Annotated in this window: 17 protein-coding genes and 3 pseudogenes; 13 read left to right on the top strand and 7 right to left on the bottom strand. The window is 62.1% G+C overall.

Going from position 1 to position 21322, the window contains the following annotated elements; translation table 11 throughout:
* Complete coding sequence (locus BX592_RS30655; RefSeq protein WP_134197047.1) at nucleotides 1-1344, bottom strand: aminotransferase class III-fold pyridoxal phosphate-dependent enzyme; 1344 nt, start codon at nucleotides 1342-1344, stop codon at nucleotides 1-3.
* 283 nt (nucleotides 1345-1627) lie between these two features.
* Between BX592_RS30655 and BX592_RS30650 the strand changes: the two genes are divergently transcribed.
* Complete coding sequence (locus tag BX592_RS30650; protein WP_134197046.1) at nucleotides 1628-2608, top strand: helix-turn-helix domain-containing protein; 981 nt, start codon at nucleotides 1628-1630, stop codon at nucleotides 2606-2608.
* Nucleotides 2609-2766: 158 nt separating this feature from the next.
* Here BX592_RS30650 and BX592_RS30645 read toward each other — a convergent pair whose 3' ends face one another.
* A complete protein-coding gene (locus BX592_RS30645) occupies nucleotides 2767-3726 on the bottom strand; it encodes a phosphodiester glycosidase family protein (protein ID WP_134197045.1) in 960 nt (319 codons plus the stop codon).
* Nucleotides 3727-4053: 327 nt separating this feature from the next.
* On the bottom strand, nucleotides 4054-4515 hold the full coding sequence (locus tag BX592_RS30640) for a hypothetical protein (RefSeq protein ID WP_134197044.1): 462 nt from the start codon (nucleotides 4513-4515) through the stop codon (nucleotides 4054-4056).
* Nucleotides 4516-4702: 187 nt separating this feature from the next.
* Between BX592_RS30640 and BX592_RS30635 the strand changes: the two genes are divergently transcribed.
* Nucleotides 4703-5578: an alpha/beta fold hydrolase gene (locus BX592_RS30635; RefSeq protein WP_134197043.1), complete on the top strand. Its 876-nt coding sequence runs from the start codon at nucleotides 4703-4705 to the stop codon at nucleotides 5576-5578.
* A gap of 25 nt (nucleotides 5579-5603) precedes the next feature.
* Here the strand turns inward: BX592_RS30635 and pdxY are convergent, their stop codons facing one another.
* The 3 genes from pdxY to glgC all read right to left on the bottom strand — a co-directional run bounded on the left by pdxY (nucleotide 5604) and on the right by glgC (nucleotide 9679).
* Nucleotides 5604-6467, bottom strand: coding sequence for a pyridoxal kinase PdxY (gene pdxY / locus BX592_RS30630; protein WP_134197042.1), 864 nt, complete (start codon nucleotides 6465-6467; stop codon nucleotides 5604-5606).
* A gap of 265 nt (nucleotides 6468-6732) precedes the next feature.
* Complete coding sequence (gene glgA, locus BX592_RS30625) at nucleotides 6733-8193, bottom strand: glycogen synthase GlgA (protein ID WP_134197041.1); 1461 nt, start codon at nucleotides 8191-8193, stop codon at nucleotides 6733-6735.
* A gap of 217 nt (nucleotides 8194-8410) precedes the next feature.
* Nucleotides 8411-9679: a glucose-1-phosphate adenylyltransferase gene (gene glgC, locus BX592_RS30620; protein ID WP_134197040.1), complete on the bottom strand. Its 1269-nt coding sequence runs from the start codon at nucleotides 9677-9679 to the stop codon at nucleotides 8411-8413.
* Nucleotides 9680-10222: 543 nt separating this feature from the next.
* On the opposite strand from glgC, the gene BX592_RS30615 reads away from it, so the two are divergent.
* The 7 genes and pseudogenes from BX592_RS30615 to BX592_RS35320 all read left to right on the top strand — a co-directional run.
* Nucleotides 10223-11227 carry an alpha/beta fold hydrolase gene (locus tag BX592_RS30615; RefSeq protein ID WP_377681679.1) on the top strand — a complete coding sequence of 335 codons (1005 nt, stop codon included), beginning with the start codon at nucleotides 10223-10225 and terminating at the stop codon, nucleotides 11225-11227.
* A gap of 1047 nt (nucleotides 11228-12274) precedes the next feature.
* The gene (locus BX592_RS30605) at nucleotides 12275-13234 is read left to right on the top strand and encodes a CgnE/CgnB domain-containing protein (protein ID WP_134197037.1); all 960 of its coding nucleotides are present in this window, start codon (nucleotides 12275-12277) and stop codon (nucleotides 13232-13234) included.
* Between the two features lie 77 nt (nucleotides 13235-13311).
* A complete protein-coding gene (locus BX592_RS30600) occupies nucleotides 13312-13983 on the top strand; it encodes a hypothetical protein (RefSeq protein ID WP_134197036.1) in 672 nt (223 codons plus the stop codon).
* A gap of 338 nt (nucleotides 13984-14321) precedes the next feature.
* A complete protein-coding gene (locus BX592_RS30595; protein ID WP_243849809.1) occupies nucleotides 14322-14672 on the top strand; it encodes a MarR family winged helix-turn-helix transcriptional regulator in 351 nt (116 codons plus the stop codon).
* A gap of 54 nt (nucleotides 14673-14726) precedes the next feature.
* Nucleotides 14727-15140 carry a DUF1398 domain-containing protein gene (locus BX592_RS30590; protein ID WP_134197034.1) on the top strand — a complete coding sequence of 138 codons (414 nt, stop codon included), beginning with the start codon at nucleotides 14727-14729 and terminating at the stop codon, nucleotides 15138-15140.
* Nucleotides 15141-15364: 224 nt separating this feature from the next.
* On the top strand, nucleotides 15365-15913 hold the full coding sequence (locus BX592_RS30585) for a hypothetical protein (RefSeq protein ID WP_134197033.1): 549 nt from the start codon (nucleotides 15365-15367) through the stop codon (nucleotides 15911-15913).
* 84 nt (nucleotides 15914-15997) lie between these two features.
* A pseudogene (locus BX592_RS35320) lies at nucleotides 15998-16067 on the top strand (LysR family transcriptional regulator); the annotation flags it as partial.
* 97 nt (nucleotides 16068-16164) lie between these two features.
* Here BX592_RS35320 and BX592_RS30580 read toward each other — a convergent pair.
* Nucleotides 16165-16251, bottom strand: a pseudogene (locus tag BX592_RS30580) (LysR family transcriptional regulator); the annotation flags it as partial.
* Nucleotides 16252-16995: 744 nt separating this feature from the next.
* On the opposite strand from BX592_RS30580, the gene BX592_RS30575 reads away from it, so the two are divergent.
* The 4 genes and pseudogenes from BX592_RS30575 to BX592_RS30560 all read left to right on the top strand — a co-directional run bounded on the left by BX592_RS30575 (nucleotide 16996) and on the right by BX592_RS30560 (nucleotide 21312).
* Nucleotides 16996-18474, top strand: coding sequence for a sugar ABC transporter ATP-binding protein (locus BX592_RS30575; RefSeq protein WP_134197032.1), 1479 nt, complete (start codon nucleotides 16996-16998; stop codon nucleotides 18472-18474).
* Complete coding sequence (locus BX592_RS30570) at nucleotides 18471-19460, top strand: ABC transporter permease (RefSeq protein WP_134197031.1); 990 nt, start codon at nucleotides 18471-18473, stop codon at nucleotides 19458-19460. The genes BX592_RS30575 and BX592_RS30570 overlap by 4 nt, the downstream gene beginning before the upstream one ends.
* 45 nt (nucleotides 19461-19505) lie before the next feature.
* Nucleotides 19506-20516, top strand: a pseudogene (locus BX592_RS30565) (substrate-binding domain-containing protein).
* 28 nt (nucleotides 20517-20544) lie between these two features.
* The gene (locus tag BX592_RS30560) at nucleotides 20545-21312 is read left to right on the top strand and encodes a GolD/DthD family dehydrogenase (RefSeq protein ID WP_134197030.1); all 768 of its coding nucleotides are present in this window, start codon (nucleotides 20545-20547) and stop codon (nucleotides 21310-21312) included.
* Nucleotides 21313-21322 lie beyond the last annotated feature (10 nt).

Raw genomic sequence — 21322 nt, 5'->3', positions numbered from 1 at the left:
CTATTGCAGCGACGCCTGCTCGAGACCGGCGGCGAGCGCCGCGACAATCACGTCGAGTTCTTTCCGGCTCGCGACGAGCGGCGGCGCGGCGATAATCATCGAACCCATTGGCCGCACCAGTGCGCCGTGTGCGCGCGCGATGCTGCACACGCTCGCCGGATAGCTCGACATCAGGTCGACGGACTCGCGAGTCGACTTGTCGGTGACGAGGTCGAGCGCGACCAGCAGTCCTTTGCCGCGCACATCGCCGACGCGATCGAAGCGCTCGGCGAACGGTTGCAGCGCACGCAGTAAATAGTCGCCTTGTTCGGCCGCATGCGCGGCGAGGTTGTCCCGAACCACGATGTCGATGCTCGCGAGCGCGGCCGCGCAGGAGATCGGGTGGCCGGAATTCGTGTAGCCGTGCATGATCGCGCCGGTGAAGTCGCCATTGCCGTGAAACGCGCGCTCGATACGTTCATTGACAACGGTGGCGGCCAATGGCGCATAACCCGATGAGATGCCTTTCGCGAAGCACATGATGTCCGGCTTTACACCCCACATGCGGCAGCCGAACAGTTCGCCGGCGCGCCCGAAGCCGGTCACCACTTCGTCCGCGATCAGCAATACGCCGTGACGGTCGCACACTTCGCGTACCAACGGCCAGTAGTTGGCGGGCGGAATAATTACACCGCCCGCGCCCTGAATCGGCTCGGCGATAAACGCGGCGACGGTGTCCGCCCCCTGGAACACGATTTCCCGCTCGAGTAACGTCGCGCACAGCTTACCGAGTTCTTCCGGGTCCTGAGTGAATGGATTGCGGTACACCCACGGCGGTTCGACATGAAATACACCCGGCAACGTGGGTTCGTAATTGCGTCGGAATGCGTTAAAGCCATTCACCGCCCCGGAGCCGAAATGCGTGCCGTGATAGGCCATCTGCAGTGCGATGAACTTGGTTCGCTCCGGTTGCCGTTCGACTTTCCAGTATTGGCGAGCGAGTTTCAGCGCGGTCTCGACCGCGTCCGAGCCGCCTTGACTGAAGAATACGCGGCGCATGCCTTCGGGCTCCAGCATTCCGATCAGGCGCGCGGAAAGTTCTTCTGCGCGCGGGTGCGAGATCGCGCCGCCGAACAGGGTCGAGTATTCGAGTTCGTCGAGCTGCGCGGCAATCGCTTCCTTGACTTCGCGACGGTTGTGTCCGACGGTGACGTTCCAGAGACCCGATGAGCCGTCCACCAGTTCATTGCCTTGCTCGTCGTGCAGGTAACAGCCGTCGCCGTGCACGATGCGCAATGGCCGGACCGCCTGATCCGCTGCGGGGTGGGATTCCCAGTTCCAGAAATTCGTTTGAAAGGGCTGCATATGCGCTCCTTGAAGGAAAATGTAGGGATGCTCAATGCCGGTGAGAAAGTGCTCGAGCAGGCAGGTCTGCAAGCGTAAGGAAGCGGCGTGAAAGGAAGTGTTCCGTGAGCCGCGTAAGTTTTGGCTGAAACGCGCGTTCGCTGCGAGATGCCCAGCTATCGGGTTTTTCGCAGCGTTTGGGCTAGAGCGCGTGGTATAAGTGTTCGCGGAACCCTGTTTGTTGGGAATGGCGGTGACCCTGTATCAGCTTTCAAGCCGCTCTTGATGACGACGTTATTACGACATGCTGAACGATCTTATTCGCCTTGAGATAACCGACGAACCGGACGGTAAGGATATCTGGAGACACGGCAGTATGAGTGCGTTCCGGTTGGACTGCGAGTTCGGTCTGGGAGAGTCGACCGGCAGCAACGTCGATGCGTGGAATCTCGGTCGGCTCGACATGCTGGACGGGCGTTTCGCGCACCTGTCATTGGCGCCGCTTGCCGATGGTGGCGATACGTGGCTTTATCTGAAGCTCGTCACGCACGGCGCGATGAATATCGAACAGGGCACGCAGGCGCGGCGTATCGGGCCCGGCGAGATCGTGCTGGTGGAGTCGAGCCAGCCTTACCGTCAGACATTCGACGAGCCGACCGGTCTGATCGCATTGCGATTTCCGGCAAGCGCGCTAAAAGAGCGTGGCTTGCGGCACGATCTGCGTAATTTCATCACGCCGGACATGTCGTCCGCCGACGCGCGCGCGATTGCGGACTTCGTGACGTCTATCGCGACGCAGCACGGCGCGACCAGCGCGAGCCTGCGGCGTCGCCAGGGCGATCAACTGCTCGACCTGATCGACCTGTTGATCGACGACCCGGCCGCGCTGATGCGCGCACGCAGCGGTGACGCGACGCTGTTCCGCGCGAAGCGCTTTATCGCGCAGAATCTGCGCAGTCCGGGTCTGACGGTGCCGTTGATCGCGTCCGCGGTGTGCGTGTCGGATGCGCATCTGAGCCGTCTATTCAGGGCCGAAGGCGAATCGGTAATGCGCTACGTGTGGGCAAGCCGTCTCGCGCTCGCGGCGGATATCATCAAGCGCAGCGATAAGGCACACGTGCAGATCGGCGATATCGCGTATCGCTGCGGATTTTCGACGCCTGCGCACTTTAGCCGCGCGTTCAGGGAACGCTACGGACTCTCGCCACGTGACGCGCTCGCCGGGAACGAGTGCGAGGCGGTGACATGGTTCGGTACTGGCGGCACGCAAATCGAGCCGCGTTAGCAAGCTCGAGCGCAGCAGCGAGCACGACGCAGACTCGCACCAATATTGATAGTTGCGGCCGCAACGAAGCGCAAGCGCAAAGCGCATGCACACGCGTAGCGGCCAGCACGTCAAACCATCACAACATCGGCGCGGTCGTAAGCTTCATAGCCAATCGTTCAGAACGGCAGCCGCGGCAGCGGCAACGCGTGCACGCCGAAGCCGACCGCATCGAACCGCTCTGCGCCGCCGCTCGGTGTATCGACGATAAACGGCTTGCCGATCTGGTCCGCACGCACGAGCTCGGTCGAACCGCCGCCGTCGAGATTGATCGCATCGGTTGCGCCGATCGCCTGCATCAGTTGCGCGGACTGCGCGTTGGTCGTGCCGGTCGAATAGCCGGGCAGACGGCCGTCGATCACGACCATGTACAGGAAGCGGCCATTATCCGACAAGCCGACCAGCGTACGCGGATTCGGGTTCAACGGGTCGCCTTCGTTCGGGCTTTGCGCGCTGACGTCCTGGCCGTTTTTCAGCAGGATCGCCGAGCCGGCCACCGCGGTCTGGATCAGCTTCAGTTGTGGGGCCGTGATGTCCGGCGCTTGCGCGATGAAAGCGCGGTTCTGCCGCGTGATCGCGAGCACGGCTTCGCTTTGCGTCGGATCGTTCGTCAGCGGGCTCACCACATTGCCGTTCGAAACGAGCAGGCCGATCACCGTCTTCGGTTCCGGTTGCGGGTTGCAGCACGGCGCGAAAAAGTTGCCGTTGATCGCGGCGCGTACGCCGGTGCGCGCCGCGAATTGCGAAATCGTTTCGGCCGTCGTGTTCAACGGGCCGCTGTGCCCGGTTGTCTCCAGCGACACGCCGGGGGCGAACAGGTCGATCCGCATCACGTATGCACGGCTGATCGTCGGTGCGCCACCGGCCGTCGCCGGGTTTGACGGCACGGTGGCCGTTTCGGTATCGACGCCCAGATACACCGGCGAGTAGCCGCTTTGCGTGATCTCGGTAGTCGGGTTGGGGATCTGCGATGCAACGGCCGCGGTCTGTGCTTGCGCGCCGAGCGACACGACGCCGAACAGCGCGGCGGCGACGAGGGCTTTGAGACGGAATGATGCGTAGGGGGTGAAACGTGCCATGGTGATGCGCTCCCGGGACTGGGTTGAGGAACTGTTACGTGCTTCTGTCCGGGAGATGACGATAGGTGCGCCAAGTGAAGGCCGCGTGATATTTACCCGACGTTTAAATTTCTTTCGATGCTTATCCGGTATCCGCGCGCAAAACGGCACGCAGCCAGCAACCACAGCAGTGCGGAAATAAATAAGTCAGAAAAAAAGCGATGGTGCTTGCACAGGCGGGCGGCGTGCCCGCGCATGGCCGGCTTGCCGTAAGACAGGATGAACAAACGTGAAGGCCGAAAGGCGCGTTACCGCTAGAACATGACGCGCCTCTTTGGCACGCGTGCGTTAGTGTTCTTCCTGCAGTCGCAGCAGTTCATCGCGCAGTCGCAACAGCGGTTCGCGGGTTTCGTCGTCGGCCCACGTTTCGAGGTCGTCGAGTGCGTTCTGGCAGCCGTCGAGCACGATATCGAGATCGACCGGCACGCCGTTCGCCAGCGCGAAGTGCAGCGTTTCGGCGAATTGCCGGCACTCGTCTTCGCCATACGAAATGTCGAGGCTATCGGCAATCACGAACGCGATATTGCTGCGCGACCGGTCATCCGGCGTGACCATGTCGATGATGCCGCGCGCGACCGCCGGCGAGTAGTACAGCGCGATATCGAGCCATTGCGCCGCATCGAAGCCGTCCTCGCCGAACTGCGCCTCGAAGAATTCGATCGCCTCCTGCTCGTGCGTTTCATCTGAGTCGACGCTGATACACAACGCCTCGAATTGCTCTTCGCGTTCACTGCGAATGTCGCCGTCCATCGAAAACCTCTTTGCTCTTTAACGAAGTGGAAAACCGCGTGGATCATCGCCATCGCGCGGCACGCATTATAGGACGCCGTCCTTAAGCTCAAGGCTTTTGCAAGGAATAAACCATCGCTATTGGTTATTATCCGTCGCGCGTTGCAACGCCTTTTTAAACTTGTGTTGCTCAAGGAGAACAACATCCATGTCGGGAACATCGAATTGGTCGCGCTGGCTACGTGCACAGCGCCTGCTGATCTGCGCGTGCGCGGCATTCGCGGTACAGCTTGCGCACGCCGAAGCGCGCTGGCAAACCTTGCCGCCCACGCCGGCGCCCGTGGCGGGCGAGCAAACGGGCATCGCCGACGTCAACGGCATCCGCCTTTACTATGCAACGATCGGGCGCGGCTCGCCGGTCATCCTGCTGCACGGAGGTCTGTCGAATTCAGATTACTTCGGCAATCAGGTCCGTGCGCTGATCAAACATCACAAGGTGGTGCTGGTCGATAGTCGCGGCCACGGCCGCAGTTCGCGCGACGCTCGCCCCTTCGGCTACGATCTGATGGCCGATGACGTGGTCGCGCTGATGGACAAGTTGCATCTGCGCAAGGCCGATGTGGTCGGCTGGAGCGACGGCGCGATCATCGGGCTCGATCTGGCGATCCGCCATCCGGACCGCGTCGGCAAGGTGGTCGCGTTTGCGGCGAATACGAAGACGGAAGGGGTGATCGACGGCGTCGAAAAGAATCCGACGTTCGCGCGGTTTATCGAACGTGCCGGGCATGAATACCGGCGGCTATCGCCGACGCCGAACGAATACGATGCGTTCGTCGGGCAGATCAGCCATATGTGGGCATCGCAGCCGAACTGGACCGACGATCAGCTGAAGGCGATCCGCGCGCCGGTGCTGGTGTTGGACGGCGACCACGACGAAGCGATCAAACGCAGTCACACCGAATATATCGCCGCGACGATTCCGGGCGCGGGGCTGCAGATCCTGCCGAATACCAGCCACTTCGCGTTTCTGCAGGACCCGGACGCGTTCAACTTCGCGATCCTGCATTTCCTCGGCGACGAGTAGCGCGGCGCGGCTTTCACCCGAAATATCAGGCCGATTCGACCACCCACGCATCGAACCACTCGCGCGGGTGCGCGATATCATTCTGCGCGGCGATCAATTCGAGCTCGTAGCGGCCCGCGTCGTAGGTCGCGCGCATCACGCCGTTGACCGCGGCGAGCGTATGCTCGAACGCCGCGCGTAGCGGGTCGCCGAGCAGCGTGCGCGCGACGAACACCGCGCTGGTCAGGTCGCCGACGCCGACCGGCTGTCGCGCGAACGGATACAGCGGACGCTGCCCGACCCAGCTTTCGCGCTCGGTGACGACCAGCATGTTGAAGCGGTCCGCTGGACTGTTGCGATCGAGCAGATGCTTGACGAGCACGAGCTTCGGTCCGCGCTGCATTACCTCGCGGCACGCGGTAACCGCTTCCTCGACGGTCTCGATCATGCGTCCGACGAGGCGTTGCAGCTCGCTGTGATTCGGCATGATCGCGTCGCAGACTTCCGGCATCGATTTGACGAGAAACTCCTGGATGCCGGGCTCGACGCGGCAGCCGGTCGCGGTGCCCATCACCGGGTCGCAGAAATAGCGGGCATGCGGGTTCACCGCCTTCACCGCGCGGACGATTTCGATCACCGCCTGTGCCTGCTCGGGCGTGCCGAGGTAGCCGGACAGCACCGCGTCGCAACGCGGCAGCATGCCGATTGCGCCGATGCCTTCGACGAGTTCCTGCATCTGCTTCGCGTCGATCGCGCTGCCGGCCCAATGGCCGTACTGCGTGTGATTCGAGAATTGCACCGTATTGAGCGGCCACACGTTGACGCCCAGACGCCGCATCGGGAATTCCGCGGCGCTATTGCCCGCGTGCCCGAAGACGACGTGCGACTGGATGCTCAGAACGTTTTTCATGACGAACGGCGCGGGGACATGCGCATTGTTTTCTCGCGAGTGGTTCGCTGGTTGCGTCGATGGGTCGGGCCTGCCGCCCGATGTGCCCACTGTCTATGCACATTGGCTGTGCATCGTGTGGCTTACGTGCACGCAATGTGTCTGAACGAACAATACATGAGTTTTTGTGCCGTGCAACGATCCGCGCGCGGGTTCGGGCCGGCCGCGCGGCCGGTTGTTGCGCCGAACCATCATCGCGGTGCGGGTCGGCGGGCCGCGGCGTGGCTCAGACGAGCTCGCGATACAACGCCAGATAGCGTTCCGCCGACGCGCCCCAACCGAAATCTTCGCGCATCGCGCGCTGCTGCGCAGCCTTCCATTCGCTGCGCCGCGCATACAGCGCAAACGCGCGGCGGATCGCGGCGGCCAGCGACTCCGGGTCGAAGCGGTCGAACACGAAGCCGGTGGCGGTTTCGTCAGCGAGATTTTCGAGCGATGCGTCGACGACCGTGTCGGCCAACCCGCCGACCCGATGCACGAGCGGCAGCGAACCATACGCGAGCGCGTACAGCTGAGTGAGCCCGCATGGCTCGAAACGCGACGGCACCGCGACCACATCGCTACCGGCGATGATCGCGTGCGCGAGGGTTTCGTCGAAGCCGAGCTCGACCGCAACCGACTCCGGATGGGTTTGCGCCACGCGCTGCAAGCCGGTTTCGAGCGCCGGGTCGCCGGTGCCGAACACGACCAGCTGGCCGCCGCGTCTGACGATCTCCGGTAGCGACGCGAGCAGCAGATCGAGGCCTTTCTGCTCGGTCAGGCGGCTGACGACACCGAACAGCAGCACGTCGCTTTTCTGCGGCAGACCGAAGCGCGCCTGCAGCGATGTCTTGCAGACGCGTTTGCCGGCGAGGCGGGTCTCGGTATAGCGGGCGGGCAGCAGCGTGTCGGTCGACGGCTTCCACACCGCGTAGTCGACACCGTTGAGGATCCCCGACAGGTCGTGCGTGCGCTGCCGCAGCAGCCCGTCGAGGCCGCCGCCTTGCGCGAGCGTCTGGATTTCGCGGGCATAGGTCGGGCTGACGGTGGTCAGCCGGTCCGAGAAGTACAGGCCGGCCTTCAGGAACGACATCTGCCCATAGAACTCGATGCCGTTGATGCCGAAAAAGTCCGGCGGCAGCCCGAGCATGCCGAACTGTTGCGCGGGAAAGATGCCCTGATACGCGAGGTTGTGCACGGTGAACACGCTGCGCGCGAGCCGCCGGTTCTGCTCGCGTTCGGCCGCCTTCAGATACGCGGGCGCGAGGCCCGCGTGCCAGTCGTGCGCGTGGACGATTTGCGGCGCCCATGCGGGGTCGATATGTTGTGCAAGCTGCGCGGCGCTCCAGCCGAGCAGCGCGAAACGCTGCGCGTTGTCGCCGTACGGCACGTGCTGCACATCGAGATACGGGTTGCCGGGGCGCTCGTAGAACGCGTCGGCGCGAACCACGTAGACCACCACGCCACACGCGGCGAGCGTGCCCTGTTCGAGCGACGCATGTGGCGCGCCGAAGCCGCGCGCAAGCGGCGCGACCGGCTTCAGGTCCGCGAGCCCCGCGAGCACCGACGGAAAGCCCGGCAGCAGCACGCGCACGTCGGCGCCGAGTTCGATCAGCGCGGGCGGCAGCGCGCCGGTGACATCGGCGAGGCCGCCTGTTTTCAGAAGAGGGTACAGCTCGCTGGCGACGTGCAGCGCGCGAATCGTCATGGACGTGTCCTCGCAGTACGGGTTCGATCAGCCGCCGCTCACGGGCGACGTGCGGCCGGCAAGCGTCTGCATAAACGTAGCAAAAACGTGGGTAAAGCGATGCTACAGCGCGATGGTGCCGGCGGCACATCAAAGTGGCCTCGGGACGGCTGGCTGCGGGCTGTCACGCTCGCGAGACGGCACGCATTACGTGCCGTCGCCCGCGCGCGTGTACCACTCAGCGTGAAGCCTGACGCTTCAGCGCCTCCGACGTCACCAGCACGACGCCGCTCTCGGTTCGGTAGAACCGTTCGGCGTCGCGTGCCGGGTCCTCGCCGATCACCGTGCCGTCCGGAATCTGGCAGCCGCGGTCGATCACGACCTTGCGCAACCGGCAACTGGCGCCGATCGAGACCTGCGGCAATAAGACTGCCTCATTGATGTTACAGAACGAATTCACGACGACATTAGTCGACAGCACCGAACGGGAAATCTGCGAGCCGGAGATCACGCAGCCCGCACAGACGATCAGATTGGTCGCCGAGCCCTGCAGCCCGTTCAGATCGCGCACGAACTTGGCGGGCGGCAACTGCTCGAGATGCGTCCAGATCGGCCAGTTGCGGTCGTACAGGTCGAGCGTCGGGATTGTCGACGCGAGATCGAGGTTCGCTGCCCAGTACGCGTCGATCGTGCCGACATCGCGCCAGTACGGTTCGACGTCCGGGTGCGACGACACGCACGACATGCTGAAAGGATGCGCGATCGCGTGGCCCGACGTGACGACGCGCGGAATGATGTCCTTGCCGAAGTCGTGATCGGTCGCGACGCTGGTGATGTTTTCCTCGAGCAGGTGGTACAGGTAGTCCGCGCTGAACACGTAGATGCCCATGCTGGCGAGCGCGATGTCGGGGCGGCCCGGCATCGCCGGTGGATCGGCCGGCTTTTCGACGAAGCCTGTCACGTGGCGCTGTTCGTCGACCGCCATCACGCCGAATGCGACCGCCTCCATGCGCGGCACCTCGATGCAGCCGACCGTGCAATCGGCGCCGCTTTCGACGTGGTCCATCACCATCCGCGTGTAGTCCATCTTGTAGATATGGTCGCCCGCCAGCACGACGATGTACTTCGGCCCGATCGAACGGATGATGTCGAGGTTCTGGAACACCGCGTCGGCGGTGCCGCGATACCAGTGCGCGCCCTCGACGCGCTGCTGCGCGGGCCACAGGTCGATGAACTCGTTGAACTCGCCGCGCAGGAAGCCCCAGCCGCGCTGCACGTGACGCAGCAGCGAATGGGCCTTGTACTGGGTGACGACGGCGATGCGGCGGATGCCTGAATTCAGGCAGTTGGACAGCGCGAAATCGATGATGCGGTATTTGCCGCCGAAGTGGACGGCCGGTTTGACGCGCTTGTTGGTGAGCGGCCCGAGGCGGGTGCCGCGGCCGCCCGCGAGCACGATTGCGAGCGTGGTGTGTTGCAGATCGTTCAGGCTTGCCGGCGTATCCATCTGTGTCTCCTCCCATGGTGCATTGGCTCCAGGTTGCTGGAGCGATGCAGCGTCGTTAGTGGACCCCGGACGGACAAGCTAGCGTGCTTCGGACTCTTGTTGTTGTTTGTTGTTGTTCGTGATGGACTGCGCCGGATCGATTCGGACGGTGCGTGCGACGCGCGGCGCACATCGGATGTTGCAAGGCGCGTGCCGCGTTGCTCGAGGTTGCGCACCCACCAGCACGTTCGGTCTGCGCCAGCTAGAATCATCCGCTCCCATTTACGTCCATTCAAGTCGGGGTTATTGCTGCCCCGCACACTGCGATGTGCGGCACGTATGACCTTGCACTTGATCAAAAACAAGCCTATGAGTTCGCGCTACCTTGCTTCGATTGGGTCTTGGCTGTCGTTTGGCCGGGTTTCGTCTGCGCTGTTGGCCCCCGTGTCCGCGCTGGCGCTGGCGGTTTCGGGTGCGCCGGCCGCCGATGCGGCTCAAAGCGCGGGCGCGGCGTCGACGGGCGCCGCGGTTGCACCGAGCCCGACCACCCAGGGGGCCGGTCCGATGAGCCGGGCCGCCGCCAGCACCGCCGATACCCGTGCGTCCGCCGCGGGCAATGCCGGTCCCGCATACGGCCCGGAACTCGAAGGCTTCGATTACCCGTTCCCGGTGCGCCAGTTCACCTTCACATCGCAAGGCGAGCCGTTGCATATGGCTTACATGGACGTCGCACCGGCCCATCCGAACGGCCGCACCGCGGTGCTGCTGCACGGCAAGAATTTTTGCGGCGCGACATGGGTCGCGACGATTCATCAGCTCAGCGACGCTGGCTATCGCGTGATCGCACCGGACCAGATCGGCTTTTGCAAATCGAGCAAGCCGGAACGCTACCAGTTCACGTTCCAGCAACTCGCGCGTAACACGCGTGCGCTGCTCGAGTCGCTGGGCGTCGAACGCGCGACGATGATCGGCCATTCGACCGGCGGCATGCTCGCGATCCGCTATGCATTGATGTATCCGGACGCGACCGAGCAACTGGTGCTGGTCGACCCGATCGGCCTCGAGGACTGGAAGGCGAAGGGCGTGCCGTCGCTGTCGGTCGACCAGTGGTATGCGCGCGAACTGAAGACCACCGCCGACGGCATTCGCCGGTACGAGCAGGCGACTTATTACGCGGGCCAATGGAGCGACGCATACGAGCCATGGGTGCAAATGCTGGCGGGCATGTATCGCGGGCCCGGCAAGCAGCAGGTCGCGTGGAATTCCGCACTGCTGTACGACATGATTTACACACAGCCGGTCTACTACGAGCTGAGGCTATTGAAGGTGCCGACGCTGCTGATGATCGGCGACAAGGACAACACGGCGATCGGCAAGGACGCCGCGCCGCCTGACGTGCGCGCGCAACTGGGGCATTACCCGGAACTCGGCAAGGCGGCGGCGAAAGCGATTCCGCGCGCGACGCTGGTTGAATTCCCCACGCTCGGCCACGCACCGCAGCTGCAGGATCCGCAGGCGTTTCACAAGGCGCTGTTGGACTGGCTGGCCGCGGCGCAGATGAATCGCTGAACGTTTAAACGTCATCGCAACGTGACCGTTCGCCGCGGCTCGCGAAACTGACTCCGGTCTCCACGCGCCGGAGCCTTGCTCACATTGCACGCAGTCGCACTCCGTGCGGTTTGGCGTTGGAGTCGAACGTCTGGTTGGTAGGCTCCGACGTCAAGCACCCTGCGCGTGTGGTTGCAGACCTCGCGCAGGCGAACGTATCGCACACTTTGGCGCATATGGCCCAACGGACTGCTCGCACAGTGCCAAGGTTTAAATCGCGCTGTCCAACTATGCGGGAGACTCCATTCTGCGGCCCCTTAAATGGCTCACTGGCGTGCGTTTTCATCGGCGGCGGCGAGCGCCGCAACGACTTCCAGTACACCGACGGCGTCTCCGACAGGACTCGCATCTCGCCTGACAACTGGGTTCACGACCAGGCGCTGCTGGATAGACCTCAACCCTCAAGAGACAGATGTGCCGCTCCCAGGCGATCGCTGAGATCCTCGCGCGGGCGTGCCAGGAAGTGAATCTGTTCGTATGCCAAAGCACTCGAATCCCTGCTGGGCTAGTGGCTAGCGAGTCGAACGCAGGTGCTACGGCTGCATTCGGCCAGTCGTACCCCGTTCGAGGCCGACGGCCGAGCCGTTGCCAAAAATCAAGGTATTCGCGGCGATTCCCACGAACCCCGCCTCATTCTGGCCTCATTAACACTCGATACGATTCACCATCGACATGCGGCGCATCTTCCCTGCAGGACCGACGTTGCGCCAACCCGCCTCATATTGAAACGGGAGTCGATGTCCGTGGTCTGGCAGGTGGTCAGTCGACTGCCAGTATTGCAAGTCACGACGACGATATGTGTCCAACTCTTCTCAAGGAAACGCCATGCAAGAAACGCAAATTGAACTGACCGAATGGTTCGATCAGGCTACTCACCCGGAAGCGGTTGAAATGATGCAGGACGACAGCATCGTACCTTTTGGTACCGCGCTCTGGGCTGTTTAAATTCGATTAGCAGAACCAAAGCGAGCATTCACGGCAACCTGAATGCTCGCATGGATCCTGGCAATGAAAAATCTTCATCACGCATTGGGCTTTCACCCAGCGGTTCGCGAGAAGGTTGCGAACGCACAGCGGGTCCGAACGGTGATCGGCTATGACGATCTCAACCGCGAAACTGCGTTTGCGAGCCTCGCCGATCTGCCATCGCCGTTCGTCCCGGACATGCTGCCGCTGGAACACGTCGACGCCGGAATATTGACTGACCGCATTGACGGTTCGGATATCTTCATTTTGCTTTACGCCTCGTCCACGCTGCCATGCCCGAAACCTGAGGGCCCTGCGTTTCTCGATCCCATTCGATCGGCCATTGTCCGGCACTGGAAAAAGTCTGTCTTGTTCAAGGACTATGGCATACATCTGGAGGAGGCCTTTTCCGAGCCGTTACACGAGATTGCCGCTCGCAACGCCCGTCTGATTGATGTCGCGAATGCATCATCGGAAGTGCGCTTCGAGGATGGCTTGGCTAATTGCCTTGTCGGAACGCTCTCCGGAAACCAGCGTTGGACGAGCGTCGACGGCATGGGCAATCTCGATCTGGTACCCGGAGAAATCGCGACACATATCGGGGATCTCAGCGGAACAGCCGTTTTTGACGGCACCTTTCTGAGCACCATTCCATTTGCGTCAAAGTACGGGGTCGTCGATGAACGCTTTCTTACGCTTCAAATCGACCAGAGTCGCGTCACAGGCTTTGAATGCGCGGACCTCGGGTTTTGCAGGGACTTTGACGCATACCTGAATGCTCATCCGAACAACCGCCACGTGCAGGAGTTCGGCATCGGCACGAACCTGGGTGTCAAGGGTCTGTACGGGCGCAACGCCGGATTCGAGGAGCGCCACCCGGGATTGCACCTCGGTCTTGGTGGCGGCCAACTCGGCAGCCATCACCTCGACCTGATTTTTAGAACCGGGCTCATCAAGTTTGGCGACAAGGTCGTGTTTGACAGCGTGTTCTTCCTTGAATAGCCAACTCGAACCCTGTTGGCAATCCATCCACATCGCAGGCTAGCGAACGAGGCACCATTATGAATCAGCGCGCATCCATGGAGCTTTTTTTTCAGTCTCCTCTATTTTCGACAATCCAAGCCAACCCGGAGCAACTGAAGCAGTACGCACTGGTGTTCTGGCCAATCCAGGTGAATTTCATCGTCGGCTTGCCGGCGCTCACGAGCACGGTCTGCGAACGGATCGGAAAGCTCGCACTCGAGGGTTCAAATACCGCGGAAGAGAAACGCCTCAAGGCGATCTTGCGTCACATGTTCCCGCCGACTGTCGACGAACTGGGCCACGGATGCGACCAGCCGCAATGTATGCATCACGACCTGTTCGCCGCCCAGGTGCAGGCATGCACCGGACTTGCACAAAAGACACTACGGGAAGACTGGATCCGCGGAACGGCGAATCAGAGACTCGCGAATACGATCAGAGAGTCGGTGCGTTCCGTCAGCGACGGTTTGCACATGATGTATGTCGTGGAATCGCTGGCTCCCCGATTCTTCGTGCATCAGGAAGCGCTCTTTCTGAGTTGCTCCGATCCGCGCAAGGTCATTCATTCCACGATGCACAAGACGACAGAGCTCGAGCATGCGGACGATGCCGAAAAATTCATGAAATATGTCGACATGGACGAGAATCTGATCGACACGCACTTCATGCTTTGGCGCGACGTTGCCGACCAGATGCATTCAGCGATGCGTGCTTCCGCACTCTGCTAACCGTATGCAGGGCAGGGTAGCGTTCTGCTCCGGTAGCCTTGTCTGGTGTGACGCCCCCGCATTTTTCGTTCGTTACTCTTGTTTCGTTGGCAACGTTTTTCAACCCATCGCTCCGCACGCGGGTGGCTGATTTCACCATTCCATGCCGATTTTCTTGACAATGGTTTCCATGGAAACCATAATAGTTTCCATGGTAATTATGTGAAGGGAAATTTGCCGTGCCGCGTGCGACTTCGATACAACCGGCGCCCGTTCTCCAAACGCATTTGGGCTACTGGGTGAGACTCGTTTCAAATCACGTATCCGGCGCGTTCGCTCGAGAATTGCAGGAGCGCGGCTTGTCGGTCGCCGAATGGGTCGCACTGAATCAAATCTCGCAGGCGGCAGCTTCGACTCCCGCTGGCCTCGCCGACGCAATGGACATGACCCGCGGGGCCATCTCGAAAGTGCTCGACAAATTGCAATCCAAAGGATTGATTTCGCGGGCGACGAGTAAAGAAGACAGCCGCGTGCAACTACTTGCGCTGACTCAACAGGGAAAACGGGCGTTGCCGGAGCTAACAACCGTCGCTGACGGCAACGATGAGCATTTTTTCGGCGCTCTGGGTGCGAATGAACGCGCTACGCTTCGAAAGTTGCTGAAGAAGCTGGCCGATACCCATCAAATGCACAACATCCCCGTGGATTGAGGTACGACACTTTCCACACCGAACGCAGCAGCATTTCCACGATGAGGAGTGGCAGTGAGCAAAGCGATAGAGAATCTGAAGGCTGCGCAGCAACGTGCGCTGACCAACCGCCCGAAAGTGGGCGGATTTCCTTACCTGGCCGACACCCTTCGGCGAGCTGGGGTGACGCGCAATGTGTGGTTCCTGCCTGCGTGCGAGAGCCTTTACCTCACGGAGGATGGGCCGGTCGTCGTGCAGGGCGCACCGCTTGTGTCGGGTGCCGTTGATGTGCCGCAGTTCGACCAGCCGGCTCTTGTGACGGCTCTGCGGGTCGATCAGGCAGGAGAGAGCTCATTTGCAGAGTTTCTGGCGGCGTCGTGGCGTGCGGGCGTAGTCCGTTACGAGGTCGACCTGCTGGAACGCACCGTAACGTACTACGGGTGCCGGAATGAAGAATACGTTGAGGAATATCCGGCTCTGGAAGGCTAATAGCCGTGAAGACTGATTGGCCGTCGGAACCTTCGAAATCAACATCCTTTCCGCGGGAGGTATTCGCGTGGCGATCCGTTGTTGTTCGACGCGCTGCATCTGTTGGCGGGCTGCTCGCAACGGTCGAAATTACTCACCGTGTACCGAGCAGTTTTCATGTTAGCGAGATCGCGGCGAGATAACTCACACTGGCGTGTGGACGACTGGACACTTTGGAGTTGGAGATGAAACTTCTTTTAGCGTTTGCGCCGTTTATCGCCTTCGCGGTGGTCGAGCATCTGGCCGGTGTACAGCCGGGACTCGCAGTCGGCACGCTCCTGGCAATTGCTCTTCTGGTGCGCGATCTGGTGACGCCGGGCCGCCGCATCAAGCTGCTGGAGGTTGGCACGGCGCTGCTGTTTGGCGCACTCGCAGTCTATGCGTTCACGAACGATGTGCAATGGTCAATCGCCGCGGTGCGCCTGCGCGTCGATGCGGGGTTGATGCTGATCGTGCTGGCGTCTATTGCGTTGCGGCAGCCGTTCACGCTGCAGTACGCGCGCGAGGCCGTCGACCGCGAGCATTGGGAGAGCCCGCAATTCGTGCGCGTCAACCATGTCATCAGCACGGTGTGGGCCGTCGTGTTCGGCGTCCTGGTGCTTGCTGACATCGTGATGGCTTACGTCCCGGCATTGCCGCATTCGACGGGTGTCATCGCGACAATTGCGGCGCTCTACGCGGCCGTGAAGTTTACGTCGTGGTATCCCGAACAGGCGGCAGCAGAGCGAGCCTGAATCGACAGGCTGCGTCGCGGCGGCGGCTGCGCCTGTTGCCCATCCGGGCGATCGCGTGCCCGCTCGTGATGGGCGCATCGCGGGGCAGAAAAGACACAGCAGGGGTGCTGGCGAGCGCCAGTGGTGGGTGAATGACCTCGGAGCGAAACACGACCAGTGTCCGCAAGAAAATGAGGAGCCGCGGTTGGTCGCGCAATGCGGCATCGACGTCCGTGGAGGCATTGTTCACGCCGTTCAACTCGGCGCACGCATTACTTCGGCCATCGCCATGACGGCTCGGACAGATGCTCAGCGAAGTAATCGGACAGCGCGGCCACCTTCGCAGGGCGCGCGAGCGCGATCGCGTTTCTCACAGGTCATGTTTTGCACAAGACCCGGTTTGGCCGCTTTAAACGGCTCTTTGCGATGAGGGGCATGACGGATGTCTATGATGGCTCCGGCAACCGACGTTACCGGAAATCCGCGAAGAAGCTATTTACTGTCTTCGCTGCACCGGTATTCCGTTTAAAGCCCGGTCGAATAGACGGCAGCGCATTATCAATAATGCGAGCGAGAGTTTCATTCAAATGAATTCCATTTGTGCCGCGTGAACAAACGGATTCCCATCAAACAGTTCCTTTCTGCTGCAACGAGATTTTCCGCCATGTGACACGTTTCCGGTCCGGATACGGTGGATCGGAGTGTCCGCGCAACCCGTCCAGACCGCGACACCGATGCGTCGATTTTCTCGATGCGATGACATTGCCATTGCCGCAAGCGTGCCCGGCATTTGCCGACTAGTATGACAAGCTGATATGTCGGCAGTCAGCAGTGAATGGGCTGCGCGCATCGATCATATGATCGTTATGGATCAAATTCTCATTGCTTTAAGCCGAAAAACAACCTTACTTGATTAGCCTGATTTGTCGGCGCTGTGGCCTGACGGCCAGGCGTCCAAGATCGCATGGCTGCAGACGCCCACTGGGCGCGACCGTCGCTGCGGGTTTACCATCGGGCACGGAAGATTGACACCCTTTTCCTCGCCCTCTACGATAGCGCTCGATTGATCAATTGTTCATTGGTGAGCAAATGGTGGAGAGAAAGTGAGCGATCTCCTGCTCGATGCGAGCGGTCTGCAAAAGTCTTTCGACGGCGTTCCCGCGCTCGCGGACGGTCGCTTGAGCTTGCACCGCGGAAGTGTCCACGCGCTGTGCGGCGGCAACGGCGCCGGCAAGTCGACTTTCCTGAGCATCCTCATGGGCATCATCGAGCGGGATGCCGGCAAGGTTCTGCTCAACGGGCGAGAGGTTCATTTCCGGTCGCCTGCCGATGCGCTCGCCAGCCGGATCGCCATCATCACGCAGGAGCTCACGCCGATCCGCGGCATGACGGTCGCGGAGAACCTCTACCTCGGACGCGAGCCGCGCCGGGCAGGGGTGCTGGTCAAATTCAACGCACTCGCGCGCAAGGCGCAGCAACTGCTCGACCGGCTCGGCTTCGCGATCGATGCGCGCGCAACAGTCGAGTCGCTGAGCCTTGCACAAATCCAGCTCGTCGAGATCGCCAAGGCGTTTAGCCGCGAATGCGATGTGATGATCATGGATGAGCCGACCTCCGCGATCGGGGAATCGGAAACCGAGGTGTTGTTCGACGCGATCCGCAGCGTGACGGCCCAGGGAACCGGCATCATTTACGTGACTCACCGGCTTTCTGAAATATTCCGGATTGCAGATCGATATACGGTGTTTCGCGACGGTCGCTTTGTCGATAGCGGCAAGATTGCCGAAATCGACCGCTCGTATCTCGTCAGCACCATCGTCGGCCGCAAGCTGAACCAGACCGAGAGAAAGCGCCGGCCCACCGGGCAGACCGTCCTCGAAAGCACTGGCCTGTCACGTCCCTCGGAGTTCGAGAATATTTCACTGTCGGTCAAAGCCGGCGAAGTGCTCGGTATCTACGGATTGATGGGCTCCGGCCGCAGCGAGTATCTGAACTGCCTGTACGGACTCACGCGTGCGCAGGATGGCGAAGTGAAATTCAAGGGGCGCTCGCTTGCGCCGGGCAGCCCGCGCAAGGCGATTCGTGCCGGTCTCGCGCTCGTCACCGAGGATCGCAAGGAAACCGGCCTGATCCTGTCGTCATCGGTGCGCGACAACATCTCGCTGTCCGCCTATGCGTCGCTGTCGCGCTTTTCGCTGATCGACGGGCGCAAGATCAAGGCGCTCGTGCGCTCGATGATCGATCGCATGCGCATCAAGACTGCTTCGGCCGCGCTGCCGGTCTCGTCGATGAGCGGCGGCAACCAGCAGAAGGTCGTGCTGGCGCGCTGCCTGTCGACCAGCCCGGTCTGCCTGCTGTGCGACGAGCCGACGCGCGGTATCGACGAAGGCGCGAAGCGGGAGATCTATCAGTTGCTCGACGATTTCGTCGCGCAGGGCGGCGCGGCGATCGTCGTGTCGTCGGAAGCGCAGGAAGTACTCGACGTCAGCGATCGCATCGCGATCTTCAAGTCCGGGCAGTTGGTCTCCGTGATCGACGGCCATCTCTCCAGCCAGGAAGACCTACTGCACCTCGCGTCATGAATACACCACTCTCACCGTCCATCAGCGTTCCCGCGCAACCGAGCCGCGCCGCGCAGATCCATCGCTTCTACCGGCGTTACGGCATCCTCGCGGTGCTGGTGCTTCTGTGCGTCGTGCTGTCTTTCGCGAACCAGTACTTCCTGACGTGGGGCAACATCGCCGACGTCCTCAGGCAGAGCTCGATCAACGGGATTCTTGCGGTCGGCATGACCTACGTCGTGCTGACCGGCGGCATCGATCTGTCGGTCGGCTCGACACTCGCACTGGCCGGCATGGTGAGCGCAAGCGTCGTGACCGGCGCGCATCCTCACGGCGTCGTGCTGGGGCTGCTGGCGGGTCTGCTGGTCGGCGCGGCAGTCGGCGCGGTCAACGGCATCGTCGTCGCGCGGCTCGCGGTGCCGTCGTTCGTCGCGACGCTCGGGATGCTCAGCGTCGCGCGTGGGCTCACCTTCATCTACAACGACGGGATGCCGATCGCCGATCTGCCCGACGGTTTCCTGCGCGCGGGTACCGGGTCGTTCGCCGGCGTGCCGGTGCCGGTCATCGTATTTGCGCTGGTGGTGCTGCTGTTCTGGTTCGTGCTGCGTTACACGACCTACGGCCGCTACGTGTATGCGGTCGGCGGCAACGTGAAGAGCGCGAAAACGAGCGGTATCTCGACCGGCAAGATCATCTTTTCGGTGTACGTGATCGGCGGGCTGCTTGCCGGACTTGCCGGCATCGTGCTGGCCGCGCGCACCACGTCGGCGTTGCCGCAGGCTGGCCTGTCGTATGAGCTCGACGCGATCGCCGCGGTGGTGATCGGTGGCACGAGCCTGTCGGGCGGCTCGGGCTCGCTCGGCGGCACGGTGGTCGGCGCGCTGCTGATCGGCGTGATCAACAACGGTTTGAATCTGCTGGGCGTGTCGTCCTATTACCAGCAGGTTGTGAAAGGCGTGATCATCGTCGGCGCCGTTCTGCTCGATGTATCGCGCAAGAAGCAGTGACCTCCACCGAGGATCGGACTTAACAACAAACCCAGGAGACGATCAATGAAGCTACGGAATCAGGCAGTACTGGCGGCCCTCGTCGCCTCGATGACGATCAGCGTTGCGCAAGCGGCCAAGCCGGTGCGCATCGGCGTCATGCCGTACGGACTCAAAGCCGAGTTCATGCAGATGTGGACCAACGCCGTCAAGCAGGACCCGGCGGTCAAGAACGGCTCGGTGCAGATCGTCGTGTTCGACGGCAACTACGACGCGCTCACGCAGAGCAACCAGTTCGACACGATGATCACGCAGAAGTACGACGCGATCATCTTCGCGCCGATCGACCGGAATGCCGGCTCGGCTGCGGTTGCGAAGGCGGTGGCCGCGCATATCCCGGTGATCGGCTCCAATACGCACGTTTCCGGAAACCAGTTGACTTCGTATGTCGGCAACGACGACGTCGTCGCGGGCCGGCTCGAGGCTGAGGCGATCGTCAAGGCGATCGGCGGCAAGGGCAACGTCGTGATCATCGAGGGGCCGATCGGCCAGTCCGCGCAGATCGACCGCTCGAAAGGCATTGCCGAGGTGCTCGCCCAGCACAAGGATGTGAAGGTGCTGGAAAACAAGACCGCCAACTGGTCGCGCGCCGAAGCGCTTGCGCTGGTCGAGGACTGGCTGACTTCGCATCCTGGGCAGATCAACGGCGTCATCGCCGAGAACGACGAGGAAGCGCTCGGCGCGATCCAGGCGATGAAGTCCAAGGGGCTCGACCCGAAGAAGATTCCGGTGGCCGGCATCGACGGCATTGCCGATGGCATCCAGGCCGCCAAACGCGGCGAAATGACGACGTTCTTCTAGGATGCGAAGGCGCAATCGCAAGGTGCGCTCGACCTCGCGATGCGTGCGGTGGTCGGCCCGTCGTACCAGCCGCAATCGGAAATCTGGACCGAGTACGGCGCAAAGATGCCGTGGAACGGCGGCACCGCCAAGGAGTACACGGTGCCGTGGACGCAGGTCACCGAAGCGAACGCGGACGCCATTCTCAAGAAGGTTCGCGAAGTCTCGCAACAGTAAACAGCACGTCACCGACCGGAGTGGACCCATGGCGCAGCAAGCAGGCAACCTTTTCGATCTGAGCGGCCGCGTGGCGCTCGTTACCGGCGCGGCGAGCGGCATCGGCCTCGCGGCCGCCGAAAGCCTCGCGGCGGCAGGCGCGAGGCTCGCGCTGCTCGACATCAACCCGGCCGTGCGCGAGGTCGCCGCGGCACTGCCGGGTAGCGCCGGACGCCACGTCGCGGTGGTGGCCGATCTGGTCGTGCCCGGCGCTGCCGAGGCGGCGGTGCGCGACGTCACCGGTCAGTGCGGTCAGCTTGACATTCTTGTCAATAATGCCGGGGTGGCGCTGCTCGAGGCGGCGCAGACCCTCAGCGAAGACGCGTGGGACCGCACCATGGCGCTCAACCTGAAGGCGCCGTTTCTGCTTGCGCAGGCGGCCGGGCGCGAGATGATCCGGCGCGGGTACGGTCGCATTGTGAATCTCGCGTCGCAGGCGAGCGTGATCGCGCTCGAGCGTCATGTCGCGTACTGCGCGAGCAAGGCCGCGATCGTCGGCATGACGAAAGTGCTCGCGCTCGAGTGGGCGAAGCACGGCATCACGGTCAATGCGGTCTCCCCGACCGTGGTCGAAACCGAACTGGGTCGCAAGGCGTGGGCGGGCGCGGTCGGCGAAGCGATGAAGGCGAAGATTCCGGCCGGCCGTTTTGCGCGTCCGGACGAAATCGGTGCGCTGATTCTCTATCTCGCGAGCGATGCGGCCGCGATGGTGAACGGCGAGAACATCGTGATCGATGGCGGATATACCGCTCAATAAGCCGCTCAAT

It is taken from the genome of Paraburkholderia rhizosphaerae, assembly GCF_004366595.1.
Taxonomy (GTDB): Bacteria; Pseudomonadota; Gammaproteobacteria; order Burkholderiales; family Burkholderiaceae; genus Paraburkholderia; species Paraburkholderia rhizosphaerae.
Note: the sequence above shows the minus strand (reverse complement) of the source record. Positions and strands in the feature narration are given on the sequence as shown.